Here is a 22,093-nt window from a genome sequence, read left to right as displayed (position 1 = left end):
ACGCAGCCTCGCAAGCTCGACAGCTGCTACGGGCGGACGCAGCCTTCGGCAGCTGCTACAAGGAATGCGTTGCGGCTGAAAGTGAACAGCACTTGAGCGGTGAGCTCAGCGGCTACACTCAGACGCGACGGTCAATCGCTTCCGGGAGCCTCTGATGCGCGCAACGTCCGCCAGCCCAGCCTTGCGGCTGCCTTCCATCGACAGCTTGCTGCGCCATCCCGCCTGCCAAACGCTGGCCGAACGTTACGGGCGCGACGCACTGCTGGCCGGCTTGCGGCAACTGCTCGATGACTTGCGCGAGCCGGTGCACAACGGTGAATTGGCTGCCGCTGAAATCGCCCCCGACGTATTGGCGGGCAGGGCGGGTGAGCGTCTGGCGATTCAGCATCGCAGCCAGATCCGCCGGGTGTTCAACCTCACTGGCACGGTGCTGCACACCAACCTCGGTCGCGCGTTGTTGCCGGAACAAGCCATTGAAGCGGTGCAACTGGCCGCGCGTTATCCGCTCAATCTGGAGTTCGACCTGCACAGCGGCAAGCGCGGCGACCGGGACGATTTGATCGAAGGCTTGATCCGCGAACTGACCGGCGCCGAAGCAGTCACCGTGGTCAACAACAACGCCGCCGCCGTGTTGCTGACGCTCAACAGCTTGGGCGCGCGCAAGGAAGGCATCATTTCCCGTGGTGAGCTGATCGAAATCGGCGGCGCGTTTCGCATTCCCGACATCATGGCCCGTGCCGGGGTCAAGCTGCACGAAGTGGGCACCACCAACCGCACCCATGCCCGCGATTACGAGGCCGCCATCGGCCCGCGCAGTGGTCTGCTGATGCGGGTACACGCGAGCAATTACAGCATCGAAGGCTTCACCGCGAGAGTGCCGACGGCGGAATTGGCGGAACTGGCTCACCGCCACGGACTGCCCTTGCTCGAAGACCTCGGCAGCGGCAGCCTGCTGGACCTGACCCGCTGGGGCCTGCCTGCCGAACCGACAGTGCGCCAGGCGCTGCTCGATGGCGCGGACATCGTCACCTTCAGCGGCGACAAATTGCTCGGCGGTCCCCAGGCCGGATTGATCGTCGGCCGCAAAGACCTGATCGCCAGGATCAAAAAGAACCCGCTCAAGCGCGCCTTGCGGGTCGACAAACTGACCCTGGCGGCCCTCGAAGCCGTCTTGGTGCTGTATCGCGATCCCGATCGACTGGCAGAGCGTCTGCCCAGTTTGCGTCTGCTGACTCGCCCTCAAACCGACATCCTCGCCCAGGCCGAACGCCTGCAACCGTCGCTGGCGCAGGTGCTGGGCGATGGCTGGAGCGTCAGCGCGGTGCCGGCGCTGGGCATGATCGGCAGCGGCAGCCAACCCGTGGCCCGGTTGCCAAGCGCCGCGTTATGCCTGCGGCCAAACGTTTCCAAACGCCTGCGGGGGCGTCGATTGCTAGGGCTGGAGGCAGCATTGCGGCAACTGCCCATTCCGGTGCTCGGTCGCATTGACGATGACGCTTTGTGGCTCGACTTGCGCCAACTCGATGACGAAGCCGCGTGGCTGGCGCAGCTCAGTCAGCTGGCGCAATTCGATCAACTGCAGGAGGAGGGCCGGGACGGGTGATTGTCGGCACCGCGGGGCACATCGATCACGGTAAGACTTCCTTGCTCCAGGCATTGACCGGGCAGGCCGGTGATCGTCGCCGCGAAGAACGCGAACGCGGTATGACCATCGACCTCGGCTACCTCTATGCAGCGCTGGAACCGGGCGCCGCCCTGACCGGTTTTATCGACGTGCCCGGCCATGAGCGTTTCACCCACAACATGCTGGCCGGTGCTCAGGGCATTGATCTGGTGTTGCTGGTGGTGGCGGCCGACGACGGCGTCATGCCGCAGACCCGTGAACACTTGGCGATTGTCGAGTTGCTGGGCATTCCTCGGGCGCTGATTGCAATCAGCAAATGCGACCGGGTCGATCCTTCCCGGGTGCAGGCTGTTCGTGAGCAGATCGAAACGTTGCTGGCGCCCGGACCTTATGCCGGCGCGTCGCAAATCGCGCTGTCGAGTGTGACCGGCGAGGGCGTCGAGACACTGCGCCAGGCGTTACTGGCTGAGCAACGGGAGGTTGTTCAACGCAGCGCCAGTGGCGGTTTTCGTTTGGCGATTGATCGGGCTTTCAGCGTAGCCGGTGCCGGTATCGTAGTGACCGGCACCGCATTGTCCGGTCAGGTGGTAGTGGGCGATGCGCTGATGCTGAGTCCACTGGGTAAACCCGTGCGAGTGCGTGGCCTGCATGCGCAGAACCAAGCCGCTGACAGCGCAATGGCCGGGCAGCGCGTCGCACTGAACCTGAGTGCCGAGCGTCTGGCCCTGGAGCAGATTCACCGCGGCCACTGGCTGTTGGCCGAATGGCTGCACGCGCCGACCCAGCGTCTGGATATCCAGATGAACGTGTTGGCCAGCGAAGCGCGAAGCTTCGAGCACTTTCAGCCGGTGCATGTGCATCTTGGAACTCAGGACGTGACGGGGCGGGTGGCCTTGCTGGAAGGCTCCAGCCTGGCACCCGGCGGGCAGATGTTCGCGCAGTTGCTGGTGAACGCGCCGGTGCTGGCAGTGAAGGGCGACCGCTTGATCCTGCGTGACCAAAGCGCTCAGCGCACCCTCGGCGGTGGCCGAGTGCTCGACCCGTTCGCCCCGGCCCGACATCGTCGCAGCCCCGAGCGATTGGCGCAGCTACAAGCGCTGGCCAGCACCAATAGCCTGGAAGCGGCACTGCCAGCGCTGCTGGCCAACAGCGACACCGGGCTCGATCCGCAGCGTCTGGAGCGTCAGTTCAATCGTCCACGCGAGACTTGGGAATTGCCCGATGACGTGCGCTTGATCGATACGCGACAGGGGCCGTTGCTGTTCAGCGCGGTGCGCTGGGAAGCCCTGAAAGCGCCGCTGCTGGAGCATCTCGCACGCTTTCATCAACTCGAGCCGGACCAAATGGGACCGGACAGGGATCGCTTGCGTCGCTTCGCTGGCACTGCATTGGATCGGCCGACTTTCCTGAGCTTGCTCGACGAATTACTGGCCAGCGGCGCGATCGTGGCCAGCGGCCCGTGGCTGCATTTGCCCGATCATCAAGTGCGTTTGAGCGAGGACGACGAAACTCTATGGCAGCAATTACAGCCGCTGTTCGAACAGGCGGGTTTCGATCCGCCGTGGGTGCGTGATTTGGCTAAAGCGACTAGCCATGACGAGGCCGCCGTGCGTTTGTTACTGCGCAAGATGGCGCGGTTGGGACTGCTGCACCAAGTGGTCCGGGACCTGTTTTACACCGAAATACTGCTGCGCCGATTGGCGGCTATGCTGGTGCAACTGGCCAGCGATGAGCCGGTGATCCAGGTCGCCGCGTTTCGCGATGCCGTGGGCCTGGGGCGTAAGCGCAGCATTCAGATTCTTGAGTACTTCGACCGGCTCGGCCTGACCCGCCGCTTTGGCGACCGGCGCCACATCCGGCTCGACAATGCACTGGCCCAACAGGCGCCAGAGTGACTTCAAGGAAGGTAATCGCGCCCGGTGGCGCGGCCGGGCTTCAAACCCGGTTGGGGACGGCATCCGTTCCCGGGCCGGTTCGACTCCGGCTGCCTTCCGCCATTTCCACGGTGACCTTGATCACAGGTGCCCGAAGGTCAGCGGGTACTGGATGACGACGTAAACCCTGTCGATGTCATCGCCCGCCTGAGCGGTGTTGGCCCGATGAGACACATGGGACAGTTGCACTGACAAACCCTTGGCGGAACCTGATTGCACGATGTAGCGCAGGTCGATGTCGCGCTCCCAATGCCGCCCGCCATCGCCCTGTTGAGGTACGTACTCGCCGATGGTCGGGTCGAACGGGTTGTAGGCCCCACCCTTGGGCGCACGGGTGCCGTCGATGTCGCTGCCCCTGACATAACGCGTCATGAAACTCAGGCCGGGGATGCCATAAGCGCCGAGGTTGAGGTCGTAGCGCGCCTGCCAGGAGCGTTCGTGGGCGCCGTTGAAGTCGGCGTACTTGATCGAGTTGGCCAAATAAATCGAGTCGCCACCGACGAAGTCGAACGGTGTGTCGCCATTGATGCGTTGCCAGGCCAGGGTGAAGGCATGGGCATCAAGGGTGTATTTGCCCGAGAGACTATAAGCGGTGTTGTCGATGGCACCGGCCAGCGCTTTGCCGGTGTCTTGCGTGCGATAAAGATTGGCGTCGAGGAACACGCCGGACTGTTTCAGGTGCAGGTTGGCGTAATACTGCCGCCAGGTGTCGCTCAGCTCGGAGGCGTACAACGCGCCGCCGACAGGACTGTGCGTGAACAGGTCGGTGCCCAGAAACGTGATGCCACCGGCTTCGGTGTTGGCACCGTAGCCGTAAAAGTTGCCCTTGCTTGTGGTGTTGTCCTGATTCTTGAACGCCGTGAAATGACCAGCCACCAGCTTCATGTCGTCGATTTCGTTGCTGTTCAACAGAAAGCCCGTGGCGTATTCCGGTTGCAGGCGTTTGTCGGCGGTGTCGAACACCGGGGTTTCGACGGTCATTTCACCGAAGGCCAGGGTGGTTCGGGAAACCCTGATTTTCAACGCGCCACCGGCACTGGAATAGTTGTCTTCGCTGCGACCGTCACTGTCCAGTGGCAGTAACCCCGTTCCCGAATGCCCTTTGCCGCCGTCGAGCTTCAGCCCCGTAAAGGCGTGGCTGTCGACGCCGAAACCTAGCGTGCCGGGGGTGAATCCAGATTCAAATGAGCCGATAAAGCCTTGAGCCCACTCTTGTTTGTAGTTCTTGCCCGAAGGCGAGGGGGAGCGGTAATCGCTGTTGAGGAAGAAATTTCGACTGAGCACCTCAAGCTTCGCGCCCTCGAGAAATCCTTGCGCGGACTCCGGTGCCTCATCCGCCAGGGCTGTTCCGGCAAAAAACACGCAGAGCCAGAAGGACGCCTTGGGTACGTCCTTCCGACCGGAAATGCGCGGGAGGTTTTTTAAAGAAAACATGATTAATCTCCCGCCTGAAACAGCGACTCCGAAGAGTCGCTATTTATTCTCAATGGCCTTCAGAGGCATGGAACATGGTCTTGGCGTAGATCAGGCCCAGACCATAGGCACCACCGTTGGCGATGGAGGTTTTCACCGTCTCGTCGTAAGTCTCGGTACGTGCCCAGTCGCGCTGCAGTTCAAGCAGGTATTGCAGCGAAGTCATAGGGCGGGCACCGAGCTGGATCATGCGCTGCACGGCCATTTCATGGGCTTCGATGGAGACATCGCCACAGGCGTCGGCGATGAAGTACACCTCGAAGCCTTGGTCGATGGCCGACAGTGCCGGGCCAACGATGCACACGGAGGTCCACAGACCGGCCAGGACGATTTTCTGTTTGCCGAAGGCGTTGACTTCAACGGCAATGCGCTCGTCTTCCCAGGTGTTCATGCTGGTACGGTCGATCACTTTGTGTTCCGGGAACACCGATTTGATTTCGTCGAAGATCGGGCCGGAGAAGCTTTTCTCGGCGACGGTGGTGAGGATGGTCGACACCTTGAAGCCCCGGGCGGCCTTGGCGACGAGGGCAGCGTTATTGCGCAGGGTGACGGCATCGATCGACTTGGTCGCAAAGGACATTTGCGACTGGTGATCGATCATGATCAGGGTGTGGTCGGTTGGGTTCAGCAGGGTTTTGCCAGGTGCTGCTTTTGCGATGGCCATGGTGATGTCCTTGCAAGTGGATTGTGGGTTGGTTCACAAGGCCTATGGTTGCGCAGATTTCGACGCGGATATTGAGTCGATGTGCTGTCTTTGATTAACGGCGCATCAGCACAAAGACCGTCAACAAACACATCTATGGCCTACGCTTGTTTCCAGACGCATGCTCACCGAACAGGGGCTCTCCCTGATCGAAAACAACAAGAACGGCTATCCGGAGACGTCTCATGTTTGCACTGGCCCGTCGATTCAGCAGCAACCTCGCCGCTTTCATTACCGCCGCCGCACTCGCATCCCCCGTTTTTGCGCTGGACACCGTCAAGTTCATGGCCCCCGGTTCGGTCGGTGGCGGTTATGACCAGACCGCGCGAGTCCTGGGCAAAGCCATGGTCGAGGCCCAAACGGCCAAAGCCGCCACCTTCGAGAACAAGGGGGGCGCCGGCGGGACCCTGGGGTTGGCGCAATTTGCCAACGCCACCAAGGGTGACCCCGATGCGCTGATTGTGGTCGGCGCGATCATGGTCGCGTCCATCGAGCAGAACAAACCGCAAATTACCTTGAAGGACGTGACCCCGATCGCCCGGCTGTTTACCGAATACAACGTGATCGCCGTACGCGACGACTCGCCGTACAAAACCCTGGAGGACTTGCTCAAGGACTTCAAAGCCAATCCGTCCAGCATCAAATGGGGCGGTGGCTCCAAGGGGTCGATCGACCACATCGGCATCGCCGAACTGGCGAGCAAAATGGACATCCCCGTCAACAAAGTGAATTACGTCGCCTTCGCCGGTGGCGGCGAAGTCGTTGCCGCGGTGCTGGGGGGCCACATCACGGTGATCACCGGCGGCTACGCCGAGCTGGCCAAATACGTGCAGTCCAAACAGTTCCGCTTACTGGCCGTCGGCGCGCCCAATCGCGTTGAAGGCATCGATGCACCGACCCTCAAAGAGGGTGGCTATGACGTGACAATCGGCAACTGGCGGGGTGTTTACGGCGCAGCGGGCCTGACGCCTGAACAGCGCAAAGCACTGACCGAAGCCGTGCTGACCGCCACCAAAAGCGCCGTCTGGCAGGAAAACGTAAAAACCAATGCGTGGTCGCCGAGCATTCTGACCGGGGATGATTTCGGCAAATTCGTCGATGAGGAGCACGGACGCCTGCGTGCGATGCTGGTCAAGGTCGGGCTGCTTTGAGATGGCCGGGCGCTGGAGCGTAAGGCCGGCCCAACTGGCGATCGGCATCGGTATTGTGGTTATCAGTGCGGTATTGGCGGTCGGCGCCTCGCGGTTTCCCGCCGAGATGGGGTTCGTGATCATGCCGGCCTACGTTTACCCCTATGCCGTCGCGGCATGTCTGGGCGCTGTCGGTCTGTTGATGTGCTATCACGCGCTCACCGGTGGCTTTCGCAACCTCGCCGATGATCATGAGACTTCCGGGGCCGAGCCCGGCGGCAAGTCCGGGGCGACCTGGGTTACGGCAGGGCTGGTGGGCGTGGCGTTGCTCATTTCCTACATCGGCTTCGTATTGGCTGCTGCATTGCTGTTTGCCTGTTCGGCACGGGGCTTTGGCAGTCGCAGCCCGGTGCGGGACCTGGCCATCGGCATTGCCCTGACGCTGCCGATTTACTGGCTTTTCACCGCCGGGCTAGGGGTTTCCCTTCCGCCCTTGATCAACGCCTGGATCTGATCCAGGCCGCAGGAGGTCGACAAGGTGGATATTCTCTCGAGTCTGGCAGTCGGCTTTGCTGGCGCGCTGACGCCGATCAATCTGATGTGGGGTTTTATTGGCTGCCTGCTCGGCACCGCGATTGGTGTGTTGCCGGGGATCGGCCCGGCGCTGACCGTCGCCTTGCTGCTGCCGATTACCGCCAAGGTCGATCCGACCGGGGCGCTGATCATGTTCGCCGGCATCTATTACGGCGCTCAGTTTGGCGGCTCGACCACTTCGATCTTGCTCAACACGCCGGGGGAATCGTCCTCCATGGTCACGGCCCTGGAAGGCAACCTCATGGCCCGCAACGGACGGGCAGGCCCGGCCCTGGCAACGGCCGCCATCGGTTCATTCGTGGCCGGCACCATCGCAACGATCTTGCTGACGTTGTTCGCGCCCCTCGTGGCCACGCTGGCGCTGAAATTCGGGCCGGCGGAGTATTTCGCGATTCTGGTGCTGGCCTTCACCACCGTGTCGGCAGTGCTCGGCGCGTCGATGCTGCGCGGCTTTGCTTCATTGGGCATCGGGCTGACCATCGGTTTGATCGGCCTCGACTCGACTTCAGGCATTGCCCGCTACACCTTGGGGGTTCCCGAACTGGTCGATGGCATCGAAGTGGTGCTGGTCGCGGTAGGGTTGTTTGCCGTCGGCGAGGCCTTGTACGGTGTGCTCTACCAAAAGGAAGAAACGGCCGGCCGACACCGCTTGACCTCGTTGTGGATGACCCGCGCCGACTGGAAACGCTCGGTTCCCGCGTGGTTACGGGGCACCTTGATCGGTTTTCCCTTCGGGTCGATTCCGGCCGGTGGCGCGGAAATCCCGACGTTCCTGTCCTATTCCACCGAACGCAAACTCAGCAAGTACCCGAAAGAATTCGCCGCCAGCAAAGGCGTGGGCGCCATCGAAGGCGTCGCAGGTCCCGAGGCGGCGAACAACGCGAGCGCCACCGGTTCGCTGGTGCCGCTGCTGACCCTGGGCATACCGACCTCCGCCACGGCGGCAATTCTGTTGGCCGCGTTCCAGAACTACAACCTGCAACCGGGGCCGCTGCTGTTCCAGACCTCGGGCGAACTGGTCTGGACCCTGGTGGCCTCTTTGTACATCGGTAACGTCATCCTGCTGGTGTTGAACCTGCCGTTGGTGGGGCTGTGGGTCAAACTCTTGCAGATCCCTCGGCCGTACTTGAACGCCGGCATTCTGGTGTTCGCCACCATTGGCGTGTACGGCATGCGCCACTCATCCTTCGACTTGTTCCTGATGTTGGGCATCGGCTGGGGCGGGGTGTTAATGCGCCGTTTCGACTTCCCCGTCGCCCCGGTGATCGTCGGCATGCTGCTGGGGCCAATGGCGGAAAAACAACTGCGCAACGCCTTGTCCATCAGCCAGGGCGACTGGATGATATTTGTGACGCAACCTATAGCGGCGTCGGTCCTGGCGGTGACGTTGTTGGTGCTGTTGGTGCCGTATCTGCTGCATAAACGCGGGATCAAATTGCATGAGGATGATTGAGCGACTCGCAAGCAGATCGTTCCCATGCGCAGCAAAGGAATGCCTCAACGGACGCTCCGCGTTCGGCTCCGGAAGGGACGCGGAGCGTCCCGGGCTGCATTCCCACGCGGAGCGTGGGAACGATCAGTGCTAGGCCAGCCGTCCTTCATGAAACAAACGCGCACCAATACGCTGAATTTCCGCTTCGCCCTGAGCCAGTGCCGCTCTGCTGGTGTGCACCGAGTAACGCCCCATCACCAAATCGTGCGGATGCTTCACCGCCGAACCCAGCACGAAAGACGTGTCGCCGTGCGCCACGAAATCGATGGGTTGGTCTGACTCCTCGAACACCGCCAGCTCGCCAGTGTTCACCGGGCCACCAACGTCCAGCCGACCGGCATTGACCGCCAGCCACGCCACGTTGTGGCCGGCGGGAGGCGTGTAGCGCCAGCGTTCTCTGTCTTTCAAGCGCACGACGAGGTAGTTCATGTCCGAAGGTGCCGCAATCGCGCTTTGCGCGGCGCCGTAGCGTCCGAGCAGCACACGCGCCGGGCCTTCTTGCGGGATCTGCGAGGGCGCCAGGTAGAGGCTTTCCGCCGGTGCGTTTTCGTGCGAAGCGGGCAGGGCGACCCAGAGCTGGAAGCCCGATATCGGGCCGTTGCCGACCGGTTTAGCGTCGTGCCACACGCCATTACCGGCGCGCATCCACTCCACACCTTCGGTGGGCAGCACGCCCGTCTTGCCCGTGGTGTCTTCGTACGCCACGCCGCCATCGATCATGTAGGTCAGCGTTGCGATCCCTGAATGCGGGTGCATGCCGAAACCGTTCTGCCCGCCTTGGGGCTTGAAGCCAAAGAGGTCAAGAAACACAAAAGGCTTCAACAACTGGCCCAGGTCGCCAGGGCTCATCAGTCGCGTGATCGGCCCGTGAGTGCTGCCGGATGTTCGGTGAACGATGGCGCGTGTTGGTGTTGCGACGATGCTGTTCATAGGTTTTCCTCAAATCTTGAGTCGGTCGCCGTTCCGAAGGATCAGCGCGCTGCACCGAGCAAGGCCACGGGCTTCTGGCGCCAGGCCACGAAGGCAGACATCGCCAGCAGCACCAGGGCAGGGGTGGGATTGCCGCCAATCACGAAGAGATGCGTGACCACTGCGCCGACCATGGTCGCCGTCAGCAGCAGCCCGGCGAAGAAGCTCGTGACCGGGATGAGCAGCAACACAGCGCCAGCCACTTCAATGGCACCGGTCAGGTAGCGGAACCATTGCCCAAGGCCGACGGCGTCGAACACCTGGACCATTTGCGGCGCACCGGCCAGCTTGGCGATGCCGGCCGCGGCGAACGCCAAGGCCAGAAAGATGCGAACACCCCAAAGGATGCGGTTTTGAACAGGGGAGAGGGATGAAGTATTAGTCATGGAAAACGATGTCCTTGCCTGTGGTTTACGCAGTTAAAGGGCTAACTGCTGCGATGCAAGAAGGATAAGCGCGCCCAGATTGGTTGATTAGATGGCACAATTGGATTGCGCTCATCCATTTTTTGCTGGAATTATCGCTTTATGCTCGACTTGAATGACATTGCCTTGTTTGTCCAAGTGGTGCGCAGCGGCAGCTTTGCCGAAGCGGCACGGCGGCTGGGCATGCCGCCCAACACTGTCAGTCGGCGTGTCCAGCAACTCGAGGCGCAACTCGACACACGACTGTTGCAACGCTCCACGCGCAAATTGACGCTGACCCATGCCGGGCAGGCTTTTCACGAGCGCTGCGTGGGCGCGGTGGACGGGCTGATCGAGGCCGGGCACGAGTTGATGACGGGCAGCCAGGAACCCAGCGGCTTGGTGCGCATTGCCGCGACGGCGGATTTCTTCGACTTCTTCCCAATGGAATGGGTGGCTGATTTTCTCGCCGCGCATCCGCGGGTGCGGCTTGATTTCGTGCTCAGTGATGCCCGCGCCGATTTGATCGCCGAGCGCATCGACATCGCGTTTCGCGGCGGTCCTCTACAAGACTCAGGCTACGTCGGGCGCCAGCTCTTCGGCGCAGGCAGCGAGGGCCTGGTGGCGAGTCCGGCTTATGTAGCTGCTCGCGGTATGCCCGGTACGCTGCAGGACCTGGTGAACCATGACTGCGTGAGTTTCGCCCATCCCAGCGGCTTCACCACCTGGCGTCTTACCGGGCCTGAAGGCGTGGAGGAAGAGGTGCAAATCGCCAGCCGTTTTTCCGGTAACACAGCCCAGGCACTGCGCAAGGCTACGGTGGCCGGCCTGGGCATCGCGCTGCTGCCGCCGACGCTCGCCAGGCTCGATCTTCAGGCGGGCCGGCTTGTACGAGTATTGCCGCATTACCAGCGTGCAGGCTTTGGCCTGCATGTGCTTTACCCGAGCCGGCAGCATTTGCCGTTGGCGGTATCGGCCTTCATTGAATTGGTGATGGAGAAACTGAGGGTGGAGGCATTCCCGGCGCAAGGCTGACCTATCCATATGCATCAGCAGTACTGGCCAAAAGCCCTCTATAATGCGCAGCCTTTGACGCCAGTGTACTCAACAGCCCGGTACTTCCTTGAAACGCGATCTTCGACTTGCCACTTTTCTGATCTTTCTGGTGTGTGTTTCCGTGGTGTTGCTCACGGCCTGGCAGATATGGACAGCCCGACAGAACACCTTGAGCGACATCAATACCGACACATTGAACCTGACTCAGGCGCTCAACACTTACACCGAAGGCGCCTTCAAGCAAAGTGAAGTGCTGTTGCTGGGCCTGACAGAAAGGATCGAGAAAGACGGCACCGGCCCGCAGCAACTCGAACGGCTGAGCAAGTTGGTTGCTCAGGAGATGGATGCACTCCCGCAACTGAATAGCGTGGTGTTGTATGACGCCCAAGGGGACTGGATATTCTCGACCACCATGCCGATCTCATCCAATAGCAACAACGCAGATCGGGCGTTCTTCCAGCATCACCGCGACGTTGCAGATCGCGGCATCTATATCGGCCCGGCGATTCTCAGCCGTGTCACTTGCGCCTGGGTGATTTCGGTCAGCCGACGCATCGATCACCCCGATGGAAGTTTTGCCGGGGTGATCGCCGCAACCATCAGCCTCGAACACTTCCTCAAACTTTATCGAAGCATCCACGTGGGGCAATTCGGCGCGATCAGCCTGACCTCATCCGAAGGGCTGCTGCTGGTGAGGTATCCCTTTCAAGTGGAAGACATCGGTCGTGATCTGTCGCGCGCGCCCATATTCTCCGAATACTTGCGCAACACCTCATCGGGCACCGTGGATTTTGCGTCGAAAGTCGATGGCATCCATCGCCTCTACGCGTTCAAGAGAAGCGATCAATATCCTTTCGTGACGACGGTAGCAGTGGGGCAGGCCGAGGCAATGCAAGCGTGGCTCAGTCAGACAAAGCAATCTGTCGCTGTCGTGTTGCTGTTGTTGGGGCTTCTGGTCGCACTGGGGCGCAGGCTGATTTCCCACATCAGTCGGCGTATTCGGGCGGAGGAAAAATTGCTCGCCACCCAAACCGCACTGATCGAGCTTAACCAGACACTGGAAGTTCTCGCCAGCGAGGACAAACTCACCGGCCTCGCCAACCGCCGGCATTTCGATCAGTTTCTGGATGTCGAATTCAAACGCGCCAAGCGACTCGCAAGCCCGTTGTCACTGATCCTGATCGATGTGGACTTCTTCAAACGCTACAACGATCACTACGGCCATCTCGCCGGAGACGAATGCCTGCGGATCATCAGTCAGGCGATCAAGCACTGTGTACGTCGCCCGGGTGACATGACGGCTCGCTATGGCGGAGAAGAAATCGCCGTGGTGATGCCCAATACGGACGAATCAGGAGCGCGCACGGTTGCCGAGGCGATCCTGTCGGGTATTGCGGCCGAGCAACTTGCGCACTTGTCGAGCCCGTCAGGTATCGTGACCGTCAGCCTGGGGATGGCGACTTATGTCGCCGACGGCAGCGACCCTGATGAAAAGGCACTGATCGGTCGTGCAGACCGCGCGCTTTACGCGGCGAAGTCGCAGGGGAGAAATCGGCTGAGCGTCGCGTGATCGAGAAGTCGCTGTACGCGGCGCAACTATCGGTTCAAGTAATAGTGACAATCAAGAAACGCAAGTTCTGCTGGGTCGGGTAAAGGCGGAAAATCGCCTCCATCGAAGACGCAGCTCAAGGAATTTGCGCGATGAAGACATTGACCCGACTGGCAATTGTCGCCCTGTTGATGGGCGGGGTTGCTACTGCTGCAACCGCTTACGCAGACGACGCCCAATCGTGCCATTTTCTGCCCATCGCCGGCGCCAGTACTGGCTTGCAGCATTCGCAAACCGTCGGTGTGCTGTACAGCGACAACACCCTGGACAACCTGCAATACCTTGAGCGTTACCACGATGTGGCGGTGAACGGCGCGCGAGATGCGCTGGATGCGCGGGTTCGCAACGCGTTCATCAACAGCTCCGACCCAGAGTTGGCAATCGACTGGCTGATGAGCTCGCTGCAGCAGCAGTTCCTGTCCGTGACTGTCTACGACAACCTCGATGCGCTGTTGCAGGCCCATCCGGATGTGGTGGTGATGCTCGATACGCATAATCGCCTGCTGACCCAACACAACAGTCAGGTCGAGGCGCGTTTCGCCGCGCGGTTCTACGACGCCAACCTGCAATACATCGGCAAGGCCGAAGGCGCCGTCGAGAAACACATGCCTTCGGTCTGGGTACACAGTAAAGCTGCAGCCGAGATTGCCGCCCAGATCGACCAGCAACGCGACCTGCAACTAAGCGCCTTGAAGCAGTTCGATAACTCGCTCAAGGCCCTGGTGACCGCCGGCTGAACACAAAATCCATAAACGCAACGACATCGACCGTAATGCCGAACCGTTGCTCAACGAAACAGACTTTTTATTTCAGGACTTCGCCGATGCGCCCTTTATTTGTTCCTGTGATGGCTTTCGCCACCTTGCTGCTGGCCGGTTGTGCCTCCGCGCCGAACGACCCGACGCTGACCTTGCAGACGAAAAAAACGCCTGCCGAGTACGCCGATTGCGTAGTGCCGAAGTTGCAGGGCAGCGCACTGCACCCGACGGTCTCGCAAACCCAGCGCAGCTACCGGATCGTGGTGCCGAGCAAAGTCGCCGCGGACAACGTTCTGGAAGCCTACAAAGCCCCGAACGGCGGCAAGGTTTTTTTGTATGAGCGCCACTTGCTGGCGTCGAACTTCATGCCTTCGAGTTTCGAACGTGCCGCGCAGGAATGCCTGTAGCCCTTAACCGCTTTGAAGAACGCTCCTTTGGTTGGCCGCAACCAACCAATTTTTTGCCCCGTACCTAATTTGGTTTCGGGGCTTTTTTTTGCGTGCAGGTTTTGGGGTTGGGAGGAGGGCGCCGGACTTGCGCCAGAGACATCAACTGACCGGCTCGGCCTTGCAACTCATTGGCCCTGAGCCTGGCTTCTGGAAAAGTACTCCGTCGTCGTCTTGCCAGAAGCTGTAGTTCCCCTGGTTATCCTTGCCTGTGTATCGGGTTCCCGAATCACTCGGCTCCTGGTTCAGGACGATCGAGGTGTTCGCCCATTTCAGGTACACGACACCAGGCTGCGTGGTAAAGAAGGTGGCGGCAACCAGCGGGTTAAGCCCTGTACAACGAAAAGCCAAAGGGCCTTCGGTGAGCCTGTCTGGATCCTTGGTTCTCACAATGGCCGAGCCTTGGCGCAGCTGGTGCGCACGCTCGGCATAACTGCGGATCGTGCACGCCTTGGGCGCAGGCGTGGAGGCACACTGATTGCGGGCATCGATCCAGAACTGCTGGTCGATCAAGACTTTGTCCGGACGCGGCACTGAATGTTCATCCGTGAGCGCCAGGCGATAAAGACGCATCAGTTCGATATCCATCTGCGCCAGTTGCGGATCGCGACAGATCAGCTTTTCGACGGACGCCTTTGCCTCGGCACAGTTGAAGCTGGTCTTGAAGGTTGGTGCAGCATTAACACAAGTGCTCGCCGCCGCGCATACGCTGGCAGCGAGTAGACAGGTGAAAAGGGTCGTGACCGTTTTCATGTTGGCTTCACCCAGATCATTACGTGATGCCCGGATTGCCTTTGGATTTATCGATGCGTTGAACAGTTATTCGTTCGCATTAGTGTATCGCAGTGTAAGTCAGTGCTCAGAACTTGCCATACCGCTTGGTCCAGTATCGGCGCCGGACGGTCGGTAAGCCATTAGATGTCTACCACTACCTTACCCGTTGCCTCTCCTGTGGCAACGATTGCATAGGCGTCATTCACGTTTTCCAGTGTAAAACGCCGATCGTCCAGCAGAACCCGCAGTTGTCCTGATTCAGCCATAAGTGTGGCTTCAGCGAGGATTTCGCCGTGATGCTTACGTCCCTTGCCGGTAATTAAAGGCAGCAGGGTGAATACACCGGAATAGGTAGCGCCACGGAACGACAGTGGTGCGAGTTTGTGTTCTCCCCAACCCAGGCAACTGACGACGTGGCCGGTGTATACCTTCGACACCGCAAATGATGCGTCCAGTGTCGCACCGCCAACGGTGTCATACACAATGTCAAAACCCTCCCCATCGGTGTATTGCTTGACGTAATCGGCAGGCACTTGAGTTCGGTAATCAATGGCTGTGGCACCGAATCCCTTGATTACTTCGAAGCCTTTTGCACTCCCGGTAGCGAATACTTCAGCCCCTCGTGCCTTGGCGATCTGTACGGCAATATGTCCGACGCCACCTGCGCCGCCTTGCACCAATACCCGGTGGCCAACCTGAACATTGGCTCGGTCCACCAAACCCTCCCACGCGGTAATGAAAATCAGGGGCAGTGCAGCTGCCTCGCGCATGCTCAGGTTGCGCGGCTTACGCGCCAGCAAATCGGGGTCGACGGCGATGTATTCCGCCAGCGAACCCTGATGGCCGCCAATCCCGCCTGCCATGCCGTAAACCTCGTCTCCGATCTGGAACGCCGTGACGTCCGCGCCGATAGCTTCGATTACACCGGCCAGATCCATACCCAAAATAGCCGGCAAAGGTTGGCGGGCATGGCCTCCCTGACCGCTGCTGACCTTCGTATCCAATGGGTTCACGCAACTTGCGATGATCTTCACCAACACTTGTCCAGCTTCGACTACAGGCATCGGCACGTTTTGAAGCTGTAGAGCGGCTTCAGCTTGCAAAGCGATGGCTGCGCGCATGGTGTTCTGGCTCATGGATAACTCCTGGTGAAATGATTCAAGCCCGTGTTGGGCGATGGATAGAGTTTCACCTGGCCAATGGATTCCGATAAGAGGGCAAATGCCTATAGTATTAATTCCAAATGACCGCTAAGTAAGCAGATATGGATACTTTAGAAGCGATGGCGATTTTCATGCGGGTGGTGGAACGAGGCAGCTTCTCGGCAGTCGCCCGAGAGCTCGGACTCAGTCAGCCTACGATCAGCAAGCAGATAGGCGCGCTGGAAAAAAGGCTAGGCGGCCGACTGTTTGCCCGCAGTACGCGCCAGCTGTGTCTGACTGACGAAGGTCAGCGCTACTATGAGCACTGTCGACAGATTCTTGCTGCCGTGGACAATGCCGAGCACAGTTTCCAGACCGGCCAGGAGCGGGTTGCCGGCCCACTTCGCATTGGGTCTTCGGGCAGTTTCGGACGGATACAGATCGCGCCTCGGTTGCACGGTTTTCTTCAGCAAAACCCTGATGTGTCCATCGACTTGCAATTGAGCGACGAGAACGTCGACCTGGTTGGCGAGGGTATTGATGTCGCTGTGCGAATTGGCCAGTTAAAGGACAGTAGTTTGGTCGCCAGACAAATAGGCCTGACGAGGCGTCGGGTGTTCGCTGCCCCCACGTACCTTGAACTGCACGGTGTGCCTGTGACACCTGGCGAGCTGAGTGATCACAACTGCCTCGTCTTCAATCAGCTAGAGCATTTTGACAGTTGGAGCTTCGAGCACTGCGGCGAATGGAGCAGCGTGCAGGTCAAGGGCAATGTACGCAGTAACAATAGCGAATCAATACGCCAAATGGTCCTGAGTGGATTAGGAATATCACTTTCTCCATCGTGGTTATTTAGCGAGGATCTGCAGGCCGGGCGTGTAGTGGCATTGCTGGAGGGGTACACACCGCCATCTCTGCCAATCCATGCCGTCTCGCCCCCGGATCGCAGGCAGTCAGCTCGAGTGCGAGCGTTTATTGATTATTTGCGCGATGCTTTTGCGGTCGATGGCGACGTCTGCATTCGTTGAGTTGGCTGCGTTGTAACGTTGAAAGCGGTGGGTCAGCTTGCAGCACTGCAAATCCCTGTGGGAGCAGGCTCCCACAGGATGTGGGCTTGACTCAGGCTGTGAAATCGCTGGCTTGCAACTCCGTGACGCCCACCAGTTCGATTTCGAACTCGGGGGTGACGTCGGCGTCGACACTGCCGTAGAGAATGCCATCGGCAAAGCGCAGTTGGCCGGTGGCGTTGGCAGGGTCGAAGGCGTTGCTACCGATGAAGGTGAAGGCGTCGATAGCAGTGGTCAGCGGGTTGGCGTCCAGGCCGGTGAAGTCCAGATGATCGCCCTCGGTGCTTTTGAACCCGTTGATCACATCGCGCAGAGCGCCGACGCCCATGTCCGACAGCGCACCAAACACGTAGGTATCCGCACCAGTGCCACCGGTGAGGTTGTCGGTGCCGGCACCGCCGATCAGCCGGTCATCGCCCGAGCCGCCCACCAACGTATCGTTGCCCGCAGCACCGTTCAGAATGTTTGCGGCGCTGTTGCCCGACAGAGTGTCGGCGTAGGCGCTTCCCGTGAGGTTCTCGAAGAATTTCACGGTGTCAAGCCCGGAACCCACGGTGTTTTGTTGCACTGACGTCGAGAGGCTGACGGTAACGCCGGACTGGGCGCGTTCAAAAGACACCGTGTCATTGCCATCGCGTCCGTCCAGCACGTTGTTGCCGGCTCCGGCGAACAGCGTGTTGTCCAGCGCGTTGCCCGTGCCATTGGCGGCGCCAGTGCTATCGATATACAGATGCTCGACGTTGTTGCCGAGGGTATAGGCCGCCAGGCTGCTGTGCACGCGGTCGATCCCTCCAGACGCCGCATTGCTGTTGGTCTCGATCACGGCGTCGTCGACGTTGTCGACATAGTAGGTGTCGTTGCCATCGCCGCCGCTCATGCTGTCGGCCCCTGCGGCACCATTGAGCAGGTTATTGGCGGCATTGCCGGTGATGAAGTTGTTCCGCTCATTGCCGGTGCCGTCGATGCCCGACACGCCGGTGAGCACCAGGTTCTCGAGATTGGCACCCAGGGTCCAGCTGACCGAGGCCTGTACCGTATCGATCTGCGAGGTCGAGGTGTTGGTTTCCATCACGCTGTCGGACGCGTTATCGACCACATAGATGTCGTTGCCATCGCCACCGGTCATGGTGTCGGCGCCCAGGGCGCCATCCAGCGTGTCGTTGCCCGAGCTGCCCACCAGGGTGTCCGCCTGGTCGGTACCGGAAATCATCTTCCGGTTGTTGTCGAAAATGTCCTGCACGCTGTTGTTGTCGTTGGGGTTGCCCTGGAAGCCAAGGTCACCGGCAATGTAGTCGGCCAGGCGCTGGCCGACGATCTCCGCCGATTCCTCGTGCAGGTGCCAGACGTCGTCGGGATACGACAGCGGATCGACCTCGTAGCGCAAGGGGAGGTCGCTGTAGTCCACCGCCAGCTTGACGTCGGCGCGCTCGGCGGCAATGGCTTCCTGGACTGCGTGGACATAGCCAACCCCCTCGACGATGGAGGCTATCTTTTCTTCCGAATAACCACGGGCGCGCGCCGCGTCCTGCTCGTAGTGACCGGTTTCCATCATGTACACGTCGAAGTTGCCGAACTGGGCATGCAGGTAATCAAACACCTTCAGGGTCGCGGCCTTGTAGGCCGCTGCTGCCGCTGCTTTGTCCGTGGCTTGGGCGATTTCCTGGGCGGCTTCCTCACCCTGGCCCCAAATGATGCCCATGGTGACGTTATTGATCGATTGCAGTTCGGTGCGCTGGTCGCGCAGCAGCGTCACGGCGCGCAACAGCGCAGCTCCGGGTTGGTTGGTGTCGGTCAGCCACCAGCACAACTTGAGCTCCTCGGCGCTGAGCGTCGACAGGCCGGTGACCGTGCTGCCGCCCACCGCGATGTCGATGCCGTTGCCATCGGCGTCGGTGAACTGGCTGCGAACGTCATAGGGGGTGTAGCGGTCCAGGTCGCTGACCAGCATCGACGTGCCGGACTGATTGTCGTCCTCCGTCATACGCAGCAGGCGTGCATTGGATTGGCCGAGGGTGGGCAGGTAGAGGATGCCCTGCTGGGCGTGCTCACCAAACACGAAGTCGCTGGCGGTCAGGGTGTTAAGGTAGTTGCCGCTGAGGGCGATTTCAAAACGATTGCCATCGGCATCCGTTTCGGCGGACTTGATGTAGGTCTTGTCGCCGGCCGCGTTGAGGGTGATGTACAACGTGCCATTGTGGCCATCGCCGAGGCTGAGAAAGCCCAGGCCTGAAACATCGATCTTGTCGACGCCCGCAGTGAAATCATAAATCGTGTCGGTGGCCGTGATACCGCCCGCGTCGTAGTCGCGGTAGCTGTCGAGCAGGTTGGTATAGCGGAAGGTGTCGGCGCCGTCGCCGCCATACAACGAGTCGCGTCCGGCACCGCCGTCGACGGTGTCGGCGCCAGCGCCGGCCTTGATCGTGTCGTTGCCACCGAGGCCGAGGATCAGGTCTGAACCCGCCGTGCCGTTGAGGGTTTCGGCATTGTTGGTGCCGGTGACGGTGTTGGTCGGTGACGACGTGGCGAAGACGAAGTTGGCGCTGGTCAGCTTGTCGAGGTAGTTGCCGTTCAGTGCCACTTCGAAGCGGTTGCCATCGGCGTCGGCGGTCAGGGACTTGATGTAAGTCTTGGTGCCGGTACTGTTGAGCACCACGTACACGGTGTTGTTCTTGCCATCCCCCAGGCCGGTGAAACCCATGGCCGAGAGGTCGATCTTGTCGGCGGTGATATCGAAATCGGTGATCAGGTCGCCAAGGTTGGCACCGCCGGTGTTGTAGTTGCGGTAACTGTCCAGGCGATTGGAAAACACAAAGGTGTCCGCTCCGGCGCCACCGGTGAGGGTGTCCATACCGGCACCGCCGTCGAGCCTGTCGTCGCCCGCGCCGCCACTGAGGCTGTCGTTACCCGCCAGGCCGAGCAGGGTGTCGGCCGAATCACTGCCCAGCAGCGAGTCGCTGCCGCTGGTGCCGGTGAGCACACGATTGAAGATGAAATTGCTGGCGGTCAGAGTGCTGGCGAGGTTGCCTGAAAGAATCAACTCGAAGCGATTGCCGCTGGTGTCGGCATCGTAATCCTTGATGTAGGTGCGGTCGCTGCTGGCGCTGTAGCTGACCTGCAGGGTGCCGCCTCGGCCATTGCCCAGGCTGGTGAAACCGAGGCCGGCGAGGTCGATCTTGTCCTGGGTGACATCGAAGTCGGTGATGGTGTCATCGAAACTTGCGGTTGCGTTGCGGTAGCTGTCGGACTGGACGGTGAAACGGAACGTATCGGCGCCGGTACCGCCGGTGAGTTTGTCGATGCCTGCACCACCCACCAGAATATCGCTACCGGCCCCGCCATTGATGGTGTCGTTGCCGGCACCGCCGTAGAAAATCTCGCTGGCGGTGCTGCCCAGCAGGGTGTCGTTGCCAGCCGTGCCTTGCACGGTGATCATCGGCACCGTGTCGCTGACGTAGCTGCCGTCGCCATAGACCAGCGTGGCACCGTTGCTGGTGTGGCTGATGGTGTTGCCGATAATGGCGTTGCGATCGGTGCCGTCTTCATTGCGCTCCGCAACGCCGTAGGTCGACAGGTTGCTGCCGGTGATGATGTTGCTCTGGATGGTGTTATCACTGCCGTTGAAGTACTTGCCGGACACGCCCAGGGTGTCGTTGTAGGACTGGATGATGATCTCCGGTACGGGGTTGCCCAGGGAGTTGTTGTTGAGCGTGTTGTCGATGATCTCGACGTGGTCGCTGCCGTAGATGCGGACCCCGGCGCTGGTGTTGTCGTGAATGTCGACGCCGCTGATCGTCACCTCGCTGGACATTTTGATCAGCACCCCTTCGGCGCCGTTGCCATACACCTCGCCGCCGGTGATGGTGATGTTGCTGGGGGAGGGGATGTCCTCGCTGCCGCGCTGCACCACGATGCCATTGCCGCCGTTGTTGTAGGCAACGTTATTGGTGAGCGTGAAATCGTGGGTGCTGGTAACGACGTTGAAACCGTGCCGGTCGTTGTCGTAGGCAACGTTGTTTTCGAAGGTGCTGTCGCTGAGGAAGTCAGCAACGAAACCGTCCAGGCCGTTGCCGTGAGACACGCAGTTCTTGATGACCATGTTGACGGTCTGCTCGTGGGGGTCGAAACCGTACCCGGAGCAATCCTTGATCTCGACGCTGTCGAGGGTGACGTTGGAGTCGTAGCCTGCTTCGCCGGGAATGTAGCCGTTGAACCAACCGTCGATCTTGCCCGTGGTGTTGTCACGGTTGCCGTCGATAGTGAGGTTGCTGACGCCGAAGTCGTGGGTTTGCTCGCCATAGGCGGAGCGGATGACTCCGGTGATCTTGGTGTCGGAGCCGTCAGCCACCTTGACGGTGGTTGCACCCATGCCGTCGCCGTACAGGTAGACGTTGCTCTTGAGCATCAAGCAACCGTCGGAAGGTTCCACTCCTCCCGAAACGATATAAGTTCCGGTCGGCATGTAAACCTGCCCCCCGCCCGCGGCGGCCGCCGCATCAATTGCACGTTGTATCGCCGCTGTGTCGTCAGTGATGCCATCTCCTTTGGCGCCAAAATTTTGTACATTGAAAATCATGAGCTTATCTCCGTATCAGGCCAAGACCTCGGAAGATGCCAATATTCCATCGACAACCAACGGTTATGACCCAGCGGAGAGCAAAAGTTGTGACCACATATCGGGGGATGTGTCAAAAAACCGGACTGACTGATCAGCGGTTGGAGGGGTGTATCAAAAAAGTAACAGTTTGTTGACGCGCGCTTTGGTAGCGAGCGATGGCGCTGTGGGGGCGGGTTTTCATCTGTACGGCATTTTGCGAGGCGCTATTGATAGCCCGCAGGGGCGCTGCAGCATTGTTGTATGCGCGATGTCTGAGCTTGAGCTGGATGTATGAGTGGTATGGGTAATGAGGAGCGACCTCGC

17 protein-coding genes and 1 tRNA gene are annotated in these 22,093 nt (G+C 60.2%); 11 read left to right on the top strand and 7 right to left on the bottom strand.

The window, feature by feature from the left end; all coding sequences use genetic code 11:
- The first annotated feature begins 154 nt into the window (after positions 1 to 154).
- From selA to PMI21_RS0128115, 3 genes are all read left to right on the top strand, one after another.
- Positions 155 to 1,603, top strand: a complete 1,449-nt coding sequence (selA, locus tag PMI21_RS14375; RefSeq protein ID WP_007938342.1) for an L-seryl-tRNA(Sec) selenium transferase — start codon at positions 155 to 157, stop codon at positions 1,601 to 1,603.
- On the top strand, positions 1,600 to 3,519 hold the full coding sequence (gene selB / locus PMI21_RS14380) for a selenocysteine-specific translation elongation factor (protein WP_007938339.1): 1,920 nt from the start codon (positions 1,600 to 1,602) through the stop codon (positions 3,517 to 3,519). Before selA ends, selB begins: the two co-directional genes overlap by 4 nt.
- Before the next feature lie 6 nt (positions 3,520 to 3,525).
- Positions 3,526 to 3,621, top strand: a tRNA-Sec gene (locus tag PMI21_RS0128115).
- An 18-nt stretch (positions 3,622 to 3,639) separates the two neighbouring features.
- On the opposite strand, the gene PMI21_RS14385 is transcribed toward PMI21_RS0128115, so the two are convergent.
- Complete coding sequence (locus PMI21_RS14385; protein ID WP_007938337.1) at positions 3,640 to 4,992, bottom strand: OprD family porin; 1,353 nt, start codon at positions 4,990 to 4,992, stop codon at positions 3,640 to 3,642.
- 49 nt (positions 4,993 to 5,041) lie between these two features.
- Complete coding sequence (locus tag PMI21_RS14390; RefSeq protein WP_007938335.1) at positions 5,042 to 5,695, bottom strand: hydrolase; 654 nt, start codon at positions 5,693 to 5,695, stop codon at positions 5,042 to 5,044.
- Positions 5,696 to 5,919: 224 nt separating this feature from the next.
- Between PMI21_RS14390 and PMI21_RS14395 the strand changes: the two genes are divergently transcribed.
- Genes PMI21_RS14395 through PMI21_RS14405 form a run of 3 tightly spaced genes read left to right on the top strand, consistent with a single transcriptional unit; the run spans position 5,920 to position 8,911 of the window.
- Positions 5,920 to 6,885, top strand: coding sequence for a tripartite tricarboxylate transporter substrate binding protein (locus PMI21_RS14395; protein WP_007938333.1), 966 nt, complete (start codon positions 5,920 to 5,922; stop codon positions 6,883 to 6,885).
- 1 nt (position 6,886) lies between these two features.
- The gene (locus tag PMI21_RS14400; RefSeq protein ID WP_007938332.1) at positions 6,887 to 7,378 is read left to right on the top strand and encodes a tripartite tricarboxylate transporter TctB family protein; all 492 of its coding nucleotides are present in this window, start codon (positions 6,887 to 6,889) and stop codon (positions 7,376 to 7,378) included.
- A gap of 24 nt (positions 7,379 to 7,402) precedes the next feature.
- Complete coding sequence (locus PMI21_RS14405) at positions 7,403 to 8,911, top strand: tripartite tricarboxylate transporter permease (protein ID WP_007938330.1); 1,509 nt, start codon at positions 7,403 to 7,405, stop codon at positions 8,909 to 8,911.
- 129 nt (positions 8,912 to 9,040) lie between these two features.
- Here the strand turns inward: PMI21_RS14405 and PMI21_RS14410 are convergent, their stop codons facing one another.
- On the bottom strand, positions 9,041 to 9,880 hold the full coding sequence (locus PMI21_RS14410) for a pirin family protein (protein WP_007938328.1): 840 nt from the start codon (positions 9,878 to 9,880) through the stop codon (positions 9,041 to 9,043).
- A gap of 41 nt (positions 9,881 to 9,921) precedes the next feature.
- The gene (locus PMI21_RS14415; RefSeq protein ID WP_007938325.1) at positions 9,922 to 10,305 is read right to left on the bottom strand and encodes a DoxX family protein; all 384 of its coding nucleotides are present in this window, start codon (positions 10,303 to 10,305) and stop codon (positions 9,922 to 9,924) included.
- 141 nt (positions 10,306 to 10,446) lie between these two features.
- Here PMI21_RS14415 and PMI21_RS14420 point away from each other — a divergent pair, with 141 nt between their 5' ends.
- The 4 genes from PMI21_RS14420 to PMI21_RS14435 all read left to right on the top strand — a co-directional run bounded on the left by PMI21_RS14420 (position 10,447) and on the right by PMI21_RS14435 (position 14,153).
- Positions 10,447 to 11,358, top strand: coding sequence for a LysR family transcriptional regulator (locus PMI21_RS14420; RefSeq protein ID WP_007938323.1), 912 nt, complete (start codon positions 10,447 to 10,449; stop codon positions 11,356 to 11,358).
- An 88-nt stretch (positions 11,359 to 11,446) separates the two neighbouring features.
- The gene (locus tag PMI21_RS14425; protein WP_033063997.1) at positions 11,447 to 12,949 is read left to right on the top strand and encodes a sensor domain-containing diguanylate cyclase; all 1,503 of its coding nucleotides are present in this window, start codon (positions 11,447 to 11,449) and stop codon (positions 12,947 to 12,949) included.
- Positions 12,950 to 13,080: 131 nt separating this feature from the next.
- Positions 13,081 to 13,725, top strand: coding sequence for a hypothetical protein (locus PMI21_RS14430; RefSeq protein WP_007938319.1), 645 nt, complete (start codon positions 13,081 to 13,083; stop codon positions 13,723 to 13,725).
- A gap of 86 nt (positions 13,726 to 13,811) precedes the next feature.
- Complete coding sequence (locus PMI21_RS14435) at positions 13,812 to 14,153, top strand: hypothetical protein (RefSeq protein ID WP_007938318.1); 342 nt, start codon at positions 13,812 to 13,814, stop codon at positions 14,151 to 14,153.
- Between the two features lie 141 nt (positions 14,154 to 14,294).
- On the opposite strand, the gene PMI21_RS14440 is transcribed toward PMI21_RS14435, so the two are convergent.
- Together PMI21_RS14440 and PMI21_RS14445 are read right to left on the bottom strand one after the other, a co-directional pair.
- Complete coding sequence (locus PMI21_RS14440) at positions 14,295 to 14,945, bottom strand: MliC family protein (protein WP_007938317.1); 651 nt, start codon at positions 14,943 to 14,945, stop codon at positions 14,295 to 14,297.
- A 161-nt stretch (positions 14,946 to 15,106) separates the two neighbouring features.
- Positions 15,107 to 16,102 carry a zinc-dependent alcohol dehydrogenase family protein gene (locus PMI21_RS14445; RefSeq protein ID WP_007938315.1) on the bottom strand — a complete coding sequence of 332 codons (996 nt, stop codon included), beginning with the start codon at positions 16,100 to 16,102 and terminating at the stop codon, positions 15,107 to 15,109.
- A 128-nt stretch (positions 16,103 to 16,230) separates the two neighbouring features.
- Here PMI21_RS14445 and PMI21_RS14450 point away from each other — a divergent pair, with 128 nt between their 5' ends.
- Complete coding sequence (locus tag PMI21_RS14450; RefSeq protein ID WP_007938314.1) at positions 16,231 to 17,136, top strand: LysR family transcriptional regulator; 906 nt, start codon at positions 16,231 to 16,233, stop codon at positions 17,134 to 17,136.
- A 91-nt stretch (positions 17,137 to 17,227) separates the two neighbouring features.
- On the opposite strand, the gene PMI21_RS14455 is transcribed toward PMI21_RS14450, so the two are convergent.
- Positions 17,228 to 21,748, bottom strand: a complete 4,521-nt coding sequence (locus PMI21_RS14455; RefSeq protein ID WP_007938312.1) for a M10 family metallopeptidase C-terminal domain-containing protein — start codon at positions 21,746 to 21,748, stop codon at positions 17,228 to 17,230.
- Positions 21,749 to 22,093: the final 345 nt, after the last annotated feature.

This window comes from Pseudomonas sp. GM18 (assembly GCF_000282195.1).
GTDB lineage: Bacteria > Pseudomonadota > Gammaproteobacteria > Pseudomonadales > Pseudomonadaceae > Aquipseudomonas.
Note: the sequence above shows the minus strand (reverse complement) of the source record. Positions and strands in the feature narration are given on the sequence as shown.

Coding starts and splice junctions, on each gene's coding strand:
- selA (WP_007938342.1), top strand. CDS start 155: ATGCGCGCAACGTCCGCCAGCCCAGCCTTGCGGCTGCCTTCCATCGAC.
- PMI21_RS14395 (WP_007938333.1), top strand. CDS start 5,920: ATGTTTGCACTGGCCCGTCGATTCAGCAGCAACCTCGCCGCTTTCATT.
- PMI21_RS14430 (WP_007938319.1), top strand. CDS start 13,081: ATGAAGACATTGACCCGACTGGCAATTGTCGCCCTGTTGATGGGCGGG.
- PMI21_RS14445 (WP_007938315.1), bottom strand. CDS start 16,102: ATGAGCCAGAACACCATGCGCGCAGCCATCGCTTTGCAAGCTGAAGCC.
- PMI21_RS14390 (WP_007938335.1), bottom strand. CDS start 5,695: ATGGCCATCGCAAAAGCAGCACCTGGCAAAACCCTGCTGAACCCAACC.
- PMI21_RS14440 (WP_007938317.1), bottom strand. CDS start 14,945: ATGAAAACGGTCACGACCCTTTTCACCTGTCTACTCGCTGCCAGCGTA.
- PMI21_RS14415 (WP_007938325.1), bottom strand. CDS start 10,305: ATGACTAATACTTCATCCCTCTCCCCTGTTCAAAACCGCATCCTTTGG.
- PMI21_RS14400 (WP_007938332.1), top strand. CDS start 6,887: ATGGCCGGGCGCTGGAGCGTAAGGCCGGCCCAACTGGCGATCGGCATC.
- PMI21_RS14385 (WP_007938337.1), bottom strand. CDS start 4,992: ATGTTTTCTTTAAAAAACCTCCCGCGCATTTCCGGTCGGAAGGACGTA.
- PMI21_RS14455 (WP_007938312.1), bottom strand. CDS start 21,748: ATGATTTTCAATGTACAAAATTTTGGCGCCAAAGGAGATGGCATCACT.
- PMI21_RS14420 (WP_007938323.1), top strand. CDS start 10,447: ATGCTCGACTTGAATGACATTGCCTTGTTTGTCCAAGTGGTGCGCAGC.
- PMI21_RS14450 (WP_007938314.1), top strand. CDS start 16,231: ATGGATACTTTAGAAGCGATGGCGATTTTCATGCGGGTGGTGGAACGA.
- PMI21_RS14435 (WP_007938318.1), top strand. CDS start 13,812: ATGCGCCCTTTATTTGTTCCTGTGATGGCTTTCGCCACCTTGCTGCTG.
- PMI21_RS14410 (WP_007938328.1), bottom strand. CDS start 9,880: ATGAACAGCATCGTCGCAACACCAACACGCGCCATCGTTCACCGAACA.